Below are 12,166 nucleotides of genomic sequence, written 5' to 3'. Positions count from 1 at the left end.
CAAAAAAGACTGCGCCGCGCCGTGAACGGTGCCGATCGGCACCAGACATTGCCAGTCGCGCCGAAGCTTACTTCGCCCACGATGATCGCCTCTGGAATCAGTGCCCTGAGCTGCTTTGAAGCCGGCTTGAGCGAAGAGGCTCAAGGCGACCCGAACACAAATTTGGTGCATGCTAGGAAGCGATGTTCGGCGACCATCCGCGGATCCTCGCGACAAGCAGTGCACGGCTGCGCTCGAAGGTCAATGACCGGCAGGGAAGTGTTCGAGCCCGTGCGACCACTTCACGCTGCTCCAGCTGCAGCGAACACAACAGGAAGTGTCGGGTCGAGGAGACCGGCGGGACGTGTCTGGATTCCGGTGGCCGGCCATGAGGTTTAATCACTTTCGTCATGCAATCAGCGTTGTCGCTTTGGAGACAAAGTTGCCGTTTCCGCGTGCTTGACATCGATTATACTAGTGGAGGCGCGGATGACCAGCGCTTTGTCAACGGCCGCGTCCCTGTACGCGCGCGTTCGGCGCGTAATCCCGCCTATCGAATGGCAACGTTCGCAGCGGATGTTGACGCGATCCTTGCGCCGAAGCGCGAGCGAAACGCGATTATTCTCGCGCACAAATATCAGACGCCCGAAATCTTCACTGCGTATCCGACATTGTCGGCGACAGCCTGGCGCTGGTCCGCAAGGCGATGTCGGTCGAAGCAGACGTTGTCGTGCTGGCCGGCGTGCAATTCATGGCGGAAACGGCCAAGCTCCTCAATCCTTACAAGACCGTGCTCATTCCCGACCTTGCCGCCGGCTGCTCGCTTGCCGACTCGATCACCCCCGAGGACGTGCGGCTGATGCGGCAGCGGCATCCTGGTGTTCCAGTGGTTGCCTATGTCGACACATCAGCGGCTGTGAAGGCCGAATCTGACGTCTGCTGCACCTCAGGCAACGCGCTGGCAGTCGTGAAATCGCTCGGCGCGCCGCGTGTGATCATGCTGCCCGACGAATATCTGGCGAGGAACATCGCGGCCCATACCAAGGTTTGGATCATCGCCTGGAAAGGACGCTGCGAGGTGCACGAGCGGTTTACGGCGGCCGATATCCGCCAAGTTCGGGAAGCGTATCCTGGCGTGAGTGCGCTCGCCCACCCCGAGTGCCCCCCGAGGTGGTCGCCGAGGCTGACTTCGCCGGATCGACGGCGGCGATGTCCGACTATGTCGGACGGCACAAGCCGGCGCGGGTGGTGCTGATGACGGAATGTTCGATGAGCGACAACGTCGCAATCGAGCATCCGGACGTGGACTTCGTGCGTCCCTGCAGTCTCTGCCCCCACATGAAGCGCATCACGCTTCGAAATATTCGCAGCGCGCTCGAGGAGAACGGCCACATCGTCACGATCGATCCGCGCGTTGCGGAACGCGCTCGCGTTGCCGTCGAGCGCATGCTCTTAGTGTGACATCAAGTATCCAGTTGCTCTTTACTTCTTTACTTCGAGCGGCTGCCCTGCCCAGTTCAAGAGAGCGCTCAACGTGAAGCAGCCGAGCCCGCTACCAAGAGACAAAGTAGCATTGCGCACCCTCTCCTCACGAGACACAACGATGGATGCGGCTGAGCCACGCCGAAGGCAACTTCACATAGCATGAGCGTCATCTTAAGCGACGTGCGCTGAGTGCCATCTCTCAACTTTGCCCGGTCGCGCTAGGCATAAACTGGGTTTAGCGCCAGCTAAAACTTTTAGGTATTCTCCTGGCTGCGCCTGATCCCCTATCATCACTCTTATGGTGAGCAAGACCGCCCTACCGGGCGGTGTAGCTCCTTTTTCCAGAACGACCATTATCTACTCCGGCGCCGCAGTGAGGCTTTGATGGATACTGACACTCCAGCTTTCTGGGGCAGCGCAGAACAGTTCGGTGGGTGCGCCGTGGGAAGCAGGAAGGGGCTCGCGGTTCCAATGCTTCGCCACGACGTCAGCATCGATTTCAAGGCGAAACCATCAGGCGACGGAGGGTAGCGCGCCGATGTCGATAAGCCTGTCTCGTGTCCGCCAGAGCGGGATCCATGTATTTTCTCTCCAAGCTGGTTTTCGCCTCAAGAGTGCGTTTGACCACAGCGCCTCGGGATTGGCTTAAGTGAGACCTTGGCGCCAGAACGTGTGATAGGCTAACGCCATCGGCAATATGGCTTCAAAAACCGAGCATCTGGCGCGCCGATGCTCCGCACGGATTTCAGTCTTTATCCGGCCATGTGGCAGCGTTTAGCACTCCGGGGCTGGTATCCGGAGACTGAGTCTCCGTTCTCGGCCTACAGAAGTCGCTCGTCTAAATTAACGATGGAAAAAGGAGCCAAGATGAACAGGTTTGAAGGAAAGGTCGCCCTCGTGACGGGCGGACGTAGCGGAATTGGTCAAGCCACTGCGCGACGACTTCGGGATGAGGGTGCACACGTCTTCACGGCGCAGCGCGGAGAGGACCGGGAGTTCGAAGCGATCTCGATCGACTTTTCCGAACCGGCCAAAGCAGGTCGTGCTGTCGATGCCGTCGTCGACAAAGCTGGAAGGCTCGATATCCTCGTCAACAACGCGGGCATGATGGAGGAAGCAAGGATCGAGGATATGACACTCGCGGATTGGGAGCGCACGATGGCCGTCAATCTGACGACGCCGTTCATGCTGATCAAAGCCGCCCTGCCCCACTTGCGGTCCGTGAGTGGTTCGATCGTGAATGTCGGCTCAATAGAGGGCCTCGGTGCCAATCCGAAGCATGCGGCCTACGGCACATCCAAAGCAGGTATCCATGGCCTCACCAGGGCAGTGGCGATCGACCACAGCGGCGAAGGCGTCCGTTGCAACGCGGTCGCACCGGGGTGGATCGACACTGACATCAATGTGGAATTCATCCAGAAACTGCCCGATCCAAAGGGTTTTCGCCAAAAGGTCGGGAAGATCCACATGGTAGGCCGCACCGGGAAGCCGGAGGAGGTCGCAAGCCTGATTGCCTGGCTGGCTTCGTCCGAGTCTTCCTTTGTCACCGGACAAGTATGGACGATTGATGGCGGCCGAATGGCTATGCTGAGCCTGCCGCAGTGACGGCAGAATTCGCGCTTTCGAAGAAGCGCGCTGCCTGGAACAGCGCTGAAAAGCGCAAACAGGAATTTGGCTAATAGTCGTCTTTTGAATCCTGCATCCGATGCAGATGAAAGGCTTCATTGCCGCAGGCGGCGAATAAGGCGAAGTTTTTCTGGTGCGTCTCAATGCGAATTTAACTGGAGGTGATTAAATGGTGTCGAATGGTGCTATGGACGGACGCCGGAATGCTGCTGTTGCGGCGTCGGTCGCTCCGCCCTTTCCATTATATGTCGAGCGGGCTCAAGGTGCGGAGATCTGGGATGTTGAGGGGCGGCGATATATCGACTTCCTGGGTAATGGGCGCTCTCGCGGTCGGACACTCGCATCCTAAGGTCGTCGCCGCCATCCAGGCGTAGCTTCCCAAGTTCAGTCACACCTTCTTCGCTACTGCTCCGTATGAGAGTTACCTTGCCGTCGCCGAGCGGTTGAACCAGCGTTGCAAGGTGGGCGGGGGGCCAAGACATTGCTCGTCACCACCGGTGCGGAGGCCGTCGAGGATGCCGTCGAGATTGCTTGCGCCTATACCAAGCGGCGCGGCATCACATGGCTCATGCTGTGCCTACGCTCGTAAGGACGACCTTAAGAGCGTAGCCTCGCTACCGTGCCATGCTCGCGCAAGGCGGCCCTCGCCGGCTTTCGACTGGAGCCGTAGGCAGATAACCAAATCGTTGATGATGCCGTGGTGCAGTCGATCTCGAGGATGTGCCATAGAATCGGCTTGCCGCCGATCTTGACTATCGGCTTGGGCCGAAGCTGGCTCTGCTCCAGGGCCGTCGCTCGCGAGAACCGTGCTTTCAGTATCGGCTCCATTTCTTGTTATCCGGCCGCTGTCGCCTGGCTTCCCGGCACGATTGCTCCGCTGGCGCGATTGGACGTACGGGTTTTAACAGAAATTGCCGACCATACCGATAATCCCCGTCAACGACGAAGGGGTCGGTCGTAGCGGCAGTTTCGTAGTCCGCCTGGCTAGTTCCAAAGGAGGCCAAAACAGCGGCCTCGTCAAGATGATACCGGCCCTTTGGCTCGATCAGGACCCACGCCTTGGCCAGATCGGCGCAATTCTCAAGTCCGAGCGTTTCCACCGCCGCCGCGCTGCTGCCGGGAAACCATCCGCTCAGCCATGGAAGACCTAGCGCTCGCGTCTCGAGCACATACAGCAGGCTCGGCGAGCCGCCAGTCAGATCGACCACCGGGGTACCAACTTCAAGGCCGGCTGCACGAGCCTCGGCTCTGGCCGTGGCCAGATAGTGGTGGAAGGACTCCGAAAGCATCAATTTTCCACCGCCCGGCATGGGCATGACAGCAGTATAAGCGCGCAGATCTTTCACCTGAGCGAAGGGGTTGAGGACGCTATCATTGATGACTGATGCATTGAGCAACTGTGCCGACACCGCCAGGGGCAGTAGGGTGGCGAGGCTGCGTCCCTGTTGCGCAAGAGGGCTCAGGAAAGCAAGGACCGCGAGCATCCAGAACAACGCGACGAACGCACCAAGGTACCAGTAATTGAGATTGGATCCCAGTGCGAACACGTGCGGTAGGACCAGAAAGGTTAGCGTAAGAGAGATGCTCGTGGCAGCTTGGGTGCGCAGAATCAATCCCTCACGATAGAGCATCGCGCCAAGGCATGTGAACGCCGGCACCAAGAACAGGGTCGAGGGCTGGATGTTGATCGGATCGACCCCCAGCAGCGTAATCGCTATTGTTACGATCAACACCGCAGCGAGAGCCAGCGAGGAGAGCAACTTGTCCGTAGACTCCATGAAAATGCTGAGCAGAAGAGCTATCGCCAGCAACACAGCGATGGCGAGTTGCGCGCGGCTGGTGGGTAGCCAGTCGATCCGCAAGCTGCGAAACACCTCGTGGCCGTCACCCAACAGGATTTCCATCTCAGCGCTGTTAATCATCCGGGTCACCAGCCCGGTGATGCCGCCATCGATCAAGTAGGCGGTAATAATCAGTAGAGCGAGAGCGACCAGCGCCGCGCCAAGCATGGGCAGCAACGACTTTCGGCGCAAAATGACGACATAGAGTATAACGACGAGGGCAATGGCCGCAGCGGTGGTCGGCTTAGCCATGAAACAGCACCAGCCGCCAACGCCGACCAGGACCCATCCCAAAACTTGGAGCAAGTGCCTTGGCCGGTCGGCTAGTAGCAAGCCGATCGTCACGATCAAGAGCGAATGGAAGGCCAGCGTGTAGTAGTTAGGGGTGAGCAGCCCGTTCCGAAGGGCGAGTGATGCCATGCTGGCGATCCCTGCCGATAGCACCACCGCCTGCAGCAAGCCCACTGTCCAGAGGCGCCAGATCACAAGGAAGCTGAGAATCCAGCCCAGCGCCATGGTAAGGGTAGCGTTCGCCATGCGAAGCACTGCAATATCGCCCCCCGCCCACTGATACGGCCAGTGATAGACGAAGCCGAAAAGGGACGGCGGAATATTGATTGCGTAGGGGAATGGGTTCGCGATGAAGTTAAGGTATAAGCCTTCGTCTTCGAGATTGAGGCCGTAACTGCTGTAGTATAGCAGCCAAGCGAAAAAGATTGCTGTGGTTACGGCGGACAGAGTCAGCAAAGTCCGCTCCAGGAAGACCGACGACGTCCTTCCATTGGCAAAGTGGTTCTCTCTTGTCATAGGCCCTCCTTCCAGCCTCCTAGACGAGGCCCATTGCAATTGATGTCAGCATCAATGATGCTTCTAGCAAACCTGAGCTCCCGCAATCGGCTACGAGAATCGGTAGGATGTTCGCCTGTGGTCCGATCTCAATATTTGCACCGCTCGTGGACGAAGGCGTCAAACTCGCCCTCCAACATGGTCGAGAGCAGCAGGTCAGACTTTGGACCAAGACGCTGGGCCGCCACTTTCACGTATAGCAGACACTCCTATGGCCTTCACCAGGATGGGCACTCTTCTTGTGATCGGCTGTTGATCCTCCGTTGCTTACTGTGTGGCCGTCTAAGCGTGAAGACTTCAGACTTTGTACCACTCTCACGGGCCAGCGGCCGCAAAGATTCCTTAAATTTTGGTGACGAATGTGTTGCCGGACGAAGCTTCTTCATGTTGTTTGCTCCTCGATCTGTCTTAGTTCACGCGGCTGGCCCTCCTTCCAAAGCGGAACTCGGTCGCGTCGGTCCACGTGCGATGGAGAATGACGGCCAGTTTGCGGACCACCGCGACCCAAGCTCGTGCCATGCCGCGCCGCCTGGCGATGTTCATGCCCCATTCTCTGAGGCTCGACACTTTCGATCGCGCCAGCAAAACGCTGCCACGTCGACGGAATGAGGAACTTCTAGCGCGCGCCGGCAAGAGCGGCCGCCGCGTCGACTCATTTGTTATTGCGGCCGATCCTTCGCGAGGCCGGCGTCAAGCTGGGCCTGCCGTCGCGCAGCGCATTGCCCTCAGCGTGCGTGAGTTGACGGGTGCACCGAGGTGTTGGCGATGGTCGAGCCGCTGCTTGCAATTTTCGGTGTCATGTTGAGAGAGTTCGCCCGCCTGACGAAGTAGGTTCTCGATCCTCGGACCGCCGAGCCATTGCGAACAAGGATAGCCCTATTGGCAAAGGAACCCGTCCCACTAGGTGACGCTCGAAGGCGAATATCGTGGCAAAGAGTTGGTTCAAAGGGGCCGACGGCGGAATGTCGTCATGGGTTTGTCCGCCGGTCAGCTTGCTTGTTAGCCGGCGCAGCAAGCCCAGCGGAAACAGAGATGTATTGAAGTAGCCAATATTAACCGTCACCAGGCCAGCGCGCTCGATCGCCGATCTTAACGTGGCGCGGGTATACCGTCGCTTGTGGTGATGCACTTCGTCATGTGCCGACCACATCCATGGATGCGCGGGCACCGTGATCAAGATAGCCCCTGCGCGCCGCAGCTTGGGCTTTAGCGCCGCAAGCGAGGCGACGTCCTGCTCGATGTGCTCGATCACGTCTAGCAGCGCGATCAGGTCGTAACTGCCATCATGGGCTGCAAGCTGGTCCGGCAGCGCCGCGAAGCCGATCCTGAGCCCGCTCTTGCGGTTTGCGATCTCGCGCGCGGCAGCATCGAATTCGACAGCGTCGACAGCGCCGAATTCTTGCAAAAGACATAGGTTTCCGCCAGTTCCGCACCCCACCTCAAGGATACGTGCCTCGCCCTTCGGCGGCAGACCAAGCTGGACAAGGAGACGTTCGATTATGGTGCGGCGGCCAGTAAACCACCAATGAATTTCTTCGTTGACCGCCAAGCGCTCATAGATGATTCTGTCCATCGCTCATCTCCGGAATCTGCTTGCTTGTCGGAATCCCGGTGTCGATCCCAACAGTGGAGCGGACGATGAATAGCGGCCTTCCTTTCACTTCATTGAAAATGCGACCGATGTATTCACCGAGGATGCCGAGCGACACAAGGTTGAGGCCACCGAGAAGCAGGATTGCGGTCATAAGAGATGCATAGCCCGGCGCACTGCGGCCAGCTATCAAAGTTAGCAGGACGATAAAGAGCGCATAACCAAAACCGACTGTGGAGACCCCCGCGCCGAAGTAGGTCCAGATGCGCACGGGGGCTGTAGTCGAGGTGGTAACACCGTCGAGCGCGAAATTCCACAGTCTCCAGTAGTTCCATTTGGTCAGGCCGGCTCCGCGCTCTTCCCTCACATAACGGACTTCCTGGGTCGGGAACCCGACCCAGGAGACCAGGCCCTTCATAAAGCGCGCACGCTCTGGCAAGAGCTTCAGAACCTCGATCACTTCGCGATCGATCAGGCGGAAATCGCCCACCTCAGCGGGTATTGGTCGTTCAGCCATCCAGTTGTAGGCGGAATAGAAGGCCCGCGCGGTAAGCCGCTTCAGCGCCGTATCTGCCCTCCGGTCGACGCGGAGCGCGTTGACGATCTTCGCGCCTTCCAGCCAGCTATCAACCAGCAGCGGGATTGTCTCCGGTGGATCCTGAAGATCCACGTCGATTGGAATGACGGCGTCGCCCAGGGCATAATTCAGCCCCGCCGCCAACGCGGCATCTTTGCCGAAATTTCGAGAAAGCACGACAACCTTGATGGCAGAGTTGTTTCGCCGTTCAGCGGAAAGCGCAGCGAGCGTTGCGTCCGTGCTGCCATCGTCGACGAAGATGATCTCGTAAGCCCCGCAGTTGCTTATCCGTCGGGCAGCCTCTTCCAGGCAGGGGATGACGCGCCGGAGGAACGGTACGATCGCGTCCTGTTCGTTCAGCACTGGAACTACTAATGAAATCAGCCAAGATTTTCTCTGCGAACTCATCATCCAACTCCAAACCCGGGACCAGACGTCAATCCACGACTATTTCCCTTCCCTACTCGCCTCCTTTGACGACGATAGACTGTGCCCCAATGGAGAAGCCCGCGATGAGATAGCTTGCCACGCCTCGACAGTCTCGTTCGTGATCGGCACGCCGCTTTTGCCAACGCGGAGGCACTCGAAATGGGCTTCGACCATCTCGACGAAATTCCGCCCATCCCCGCCGCTAGCAACATCTTCAAAAACCATCAAGTTGGTGCCGTTCCGGCTGGATGCCGTTAGAGCTCGTTTTCTCTGACAACGCGGAGCGGTCGCCGTGCTGATTTGAATTGCGCTTGGCAAAAACCCATCGATCGAGCACGAGAAAATTGATCGCCGGGACAAGCAAGCAGGTAGCCAGAACGGGAATAATGAGCGGCAGGCCCAGCTTCACCGTCAACAGCGCTGGAGCCCCATAGGCGACGGCCAAGCCTGTCGCCGCTAATAGAATAAAACGCGGAGCTTCAGATTGATGCGATCCGACCGACACGAAGGTTACGGATTTGTGAGCGAGATAGGAAAACAGGGCGGCTGCTACGTACGCCGCAAGCGACGCCTGGGTGGGAGTGAACCCGATCCGTTCCCATTTTGCGAAAGCTGCAGCCAAGGCGGCATACAGGATTGTCGCGGCGATGCCGACCAACCCGAACCGCGCCAGAAGCTTCAGGCGAGCACTGGCGGCACACCGATGCTCAGGGATGGGTACTACACGCATACTGTGCTCCCAGTGGCAGCGGCGCGAGCGCCCGTTCAATTTTTCTGGCGAAGGGCCTGGCCAACGGCAGCAGCAGGAAATGCTGAAAAAGGCACCTTGCTTTGGCGGCGTTGAGCAGGACCGCGTCCTGATCGAACGGACACCGGAACACCGCAAGACGCGTCAGAAGATTATAGGGATTGTGCTCGATGATGCAGGCGACGCCGCCCGGCCGCGTGAAGCGCTTGAACCAGGATTTGCCCCCAGGATTGACACGGCGAGCATAGGCAATTTCGAAACCTTCCTTCCACTTCGCCACCAGATCAAGAACGACCTCCAGTGGGTCTTGCAGATCGGCATCCATGACGATGACGGCACCACCGGCAGCGGCGTCAATGCCGGCCGTTATCGCGATCTGGAGCCCGAAATTGCGGGAAAGCTCGATCAGCCGGAAACGCGGGTCAGCGGCGACGGCATGCGAAAGATATTCTACGCTTCCATCATCGCTTCCGTCATCGACGAAAATCGCTTCCGCCTCTCCGTCCAACCGGCACATTAGCGAACTGATTCGCTCGACCAGTCTGGGCAGCACCTGTTCTTCGTTATATATCGGGAGGACCAGCGGGTAGAGTGGCAACACTTTAACTTCCGTCCTGGTGCGTTGGATCACCGAGTCTAGAATGAAAATGAAACGCCCGCCCATGCTCTCGCACATAGGCGAGCGCGCTCGAAGCAGCATTTTCCGGCGCGGGCGCCAAGATCATTCTTGATGGCGAAGAAGCAAGCCGCCAAGAGGCGCATCCCGCCGCTGATGGCGGGTAGGATCGTCCCGGCCGCTCGTTTCCGGGCTGGAAGCTCGTGAGAGGCTGGCCGCCCAGCCAGCTCTCCACTTTGATCGGAGGAGCGAGGGACTCCACACGCAGTGCCATGTTGCTCTCCAAAGCCATCACCAAATGCTGAACGACTTAGTGCGATGTCGCTTCTCTCTCAGAAAACGGGGCGCACCGTTTTTCAAGGGAACGAGCACATCACTCCTAGCAACGGCCATGCCATGGCTGTTCGCTTGCCTTAAGCTTCTGATTCACTTTGAAATAGTTTGTACGCGCAAACAGCAGCCCGTGTTTTGAACCCGACAGCCCTTGCATACGGTTGTCAGAAAATCGACAAGGATCAGCCGCAGTTTGCGCGATTTCCAACCTCGTCACTCTCTAGTCTATAGGTGGAGCATATGGGCGGGCTGCGAGGAACGATCGACCATACCGACCCGCCCTTCGGCCTCTCGACCCAGCGCGCCACGATCTTGGCCGACACGCCGTAGACGCGCGCCGCATGGGCTTGGGAAAGACGCCCCTCAATGACCGACAGTGCCGACGCGTTTCGGTGCAAGGCGCGGCCGGCCGTCGCCACAGCCACGTTGATGCGGCCGGAACTGGCGCGCAAATCCATCTCGCCTCATATCCTTCGGCACTCGCTCGCGTTGACGCTACTGCCAGGCCGGGGTGGACCTTCTGACCATCCAGGCTTGGCTGGGGCATTCGCAAGTTGCCGCCACGCATCGCCAGGCCGCTGCGGACATAGACATGATGCGGCGAGAATGCGAGACCCTGCATTCCGCGACGCATATCGGTCCGTCAACAAGATCCGCACCTAGCTCGGGACCGGGATCATGCAACGCCCAGCGCCTTCACACTCGCCGCCTCCAGTGTCGGCGGCGTGGTCAGCGGAATCCGCAGCCGCACCTTGCCGGCAGTCCGCAGGTTCTGACCTACATCCATGCCCTCGAAGAGAATTCGCCGCCCTATAGCGCGACAATCTGGATGAGCCGAATCTCACCTTGTTTGTCGCCGCGCACCGCCCGGTCGCGAGCCGATCGACTGGAAGCTGGTAACCAACCTCCCGGTCGAAGATCTCTCCGTGGTGGTCGAGAAGCTCGGCTGGTAAGGCGGAGGTGTTCCATAAGGTCATGAAGTGCGGCTGCCGTGCCGAGGACGCGAGGCTCGAGACCGCAGAGAGGCTGGCGAAGTTCCTCGCTCTCATCGCGGTGGTCAGCTGGCGAATATTCTTCGTCACTATGTCAGCGCGCGCCGAGCTAGACGCCGCGCTAGGCACCTTCGGCCTGATCTGCTCTGCGACGGCGCGCCCCTGGGCACTGGCGGCTTCGGCGTCTTCTGCGCGAAGGCGGTCGCGATCAAGGCCGGGACGACGCGGCGCCTGCTCTTGCGGTTGAATGCCTCTCAAGCGTTCCACACAAGTTGCCCGCAATGCCTGAGAACGGCGGTTGCCCCCTATTCAGCCGTTGCAACAAAACTGAGCCTGCGCCTACGGCACACCTCCAATCGGTATAACGCAGCTGCGCTAGGCCGGCATCTGAAACGGGCACGGATCGCGGAACCGGCGTAGCACGTTATCGGAAATGCGGGCGACATTGTTGGCGTAGCCAGCATACGGCAGGCAGCTGCCCCACGCTATCGAGCCGACAGAAAAGACGGCGCCGCCTGCGGGCGTCTCGAAGAACGTCATATCAGCACGAATCGGCTCTCTTGGGGCTTCGTTCCAAAGAGCGGTGAAGAAATCACTCCCGAGTCCACGTGTGTAAGAGCTGCTATGGGCCTCAGAGGCGGCTACCACCAGCGCATGACGTGGTGTGCCACGCGCTTCATCCACCACATCCAGCTCAAGACCCGCGGCTCCGCCCAATATACCAAAATCGCCAATGATGTTTTCGGTGATATCCTCGAAGATGAAGCGCGCGCGAGGGTTGTCGCTTGCCGGCAAGCGGCGATAATGACTGCAGCGATCGAAACCCTGCGCCCGGTATCCGACACCCACTAGAGATTGTTCGGGTCTCCCCAGCTCCCTCCAATGGCCGCAGAGCCGGCCAGTGAAGCTGCTGTGGGCGTCGCCCCCGTCGACACGCCCCATCTTTGAATTGCGCCGCCTGAGCTCTACCAAGCCGTGCCGTCGCGGATGGAAATCGATCGTGTGAGCAAACCCGTTCCCGCCGAGATACATGAGCCGCCCACCCTTGGCTAGAAAGCCGTCGAGAGCCTGCAACATCGGTAGCGACCAATACTCCGGATGAC

7 protein-coding genes and 3 pseudogenes are annotated in these 12,166 nt (G+C 59.1%); 2 read left to right on the top strand and 8 right to left on the bottom strand.

Annotation, left to right across the window (positions count from 1 at the left end):
- The first annotated feature begins 468 nt into the window (after positions 1 to 468).
- Together nadA and NKH67_RS29065 are read left to right on the top strand one after the other, a co-directional pair.
- A pseudogene (gene nadA / locus NKH67_RS29070) lies at positions 469 to 1,440 on the top strand (quinolinate synthase NadA).
- A gap of 891 nt (positions 1,441 to 2,331) precedes the next feature.
- Positions 2,332 to 3,069, top strand: coding sequence for an SDR family NAD(P)-dependent oxidoreductase (locus NKH67_RS29065; RefSeq protein ID WP_353032342.1), 738 nt, complete (start codon positions 2,332 to 2,334; stop codon positions 3,067 to 3,069).
- Positions 3,070 to 3,902: 833 nt separating this feature from the next.
- On the opposite strand, the gene NKH67_RS29060 is transcribed toward NKH67_RS29065, so the two are convergent.
- The 8 genes and pseudogenes from NKH67_RS29060 to NKH67_RS29025 all read right to left on the bottom strand — a co-directional run.
- Complete coding sequence (locus NKH67_RS29060) at positions 3,903 to 5,738, bottom strand: hypothetical protein (protein ID WP_353032340.1); 1,836 nt, start codon at positions 5,736 to 5,738, stop codon at positions 3,903 to 3,905.
- A 447-nt stretch (positions 5,739 to 6,185) separates the two neighbouring features.
- Positions 6,186 to 6,347 (bottom strand): annotated as a pseudogene (locus tag NKH67_RS29055) (IS110 family transposase); the annotation flags it as partial.
- A 226-nt stretch (positions 6,348 to 6,573) separates the two neighbouring features.
- Positions 6,574 to 7,350, bottom strand: coding sequence for a class I SAM-dependent methyltransferase (locus NKH67_RS29050; protein ID WP_353032338.1), 777 nt, complete (start codon positions 7,348 to 7,350; stop codon positions 6,574 to 6,576).
- Positions 7,331 to 8,356, bottom strand: a complete 1,026-nt coding sequence (locus NKH67_RS29045) for a glycosyltransferase family 2 protein (protein WP_353032336.1) — start codon at positions 8,354 to 8,356, stop codon at positions 7,331 to 7,333. The genes NKH67_RS29050 and NKH67_RS29045 overlap by 20 nt, the downstream gene beginning before the upstream one ends.
- Positions 8,357 to 8,588: 232 nt before the next feature.
- Positions 8,589 to 9,104 (bottom strand): GtrA family protein, encoded by a 516-nt coding sequence (locus tag NKH67_RS29040; RefSeq protein ID WP_353032334.1) that lies wholly within the window; start codon positions 9,102 to 9,104, stop codon positions 8,589 to 8,591.
- Positions 9,082 to 9,786 (bottom strand): glycosyltransferase, encoded by a 705-nt coding sequence (locus NKH67_RS29035; RefSeq protein WP_353032332.1) that lies wholly within the window; start codon positions 9,784 to 9,786, stop codon positions 9,082 to 9,084. Before NKH67_RS29035 ends, NKH67_RS29040 begins: the two co-directional genes overlap by 23 nt.
- A 522-nt stretch (positions 9,787 to 10,308) precedes the next feature.
- A pseudogene (locus NKH67_RS29030) lies at positions 10,309 to 10,529 on the bottom strand (helix-turn-helix domain-containing protein); the annotation flags it as partial.
- 909 nt (positions 10,530 to 11,438) lie between these two features.
- The coding region (locus tag NKH67_RS29025; RefSeq protein ID WP_353032330.1) for a N,N-dimethylformamidase beta subunit family domain-containing protein at positions 11,439 to 12,166 on the bottom strand (728 nt) is incomplete at its 5' end.

It is taken from the genome of Mesorhizobium sp. M0968, from assembly GCF_040319065.1.
In the GTDB taxonomy this organism is placed as follows: Bacteria; Pseudomonadota; Alphaproteobacteria; order Rhizobiales; family Rhizobiaceae; genus Mesorhizobium.
Note: the sequence above shows the minus strand (reverse complement) of the source record. Positions and strands in the feature narration are given on the sequence as shown.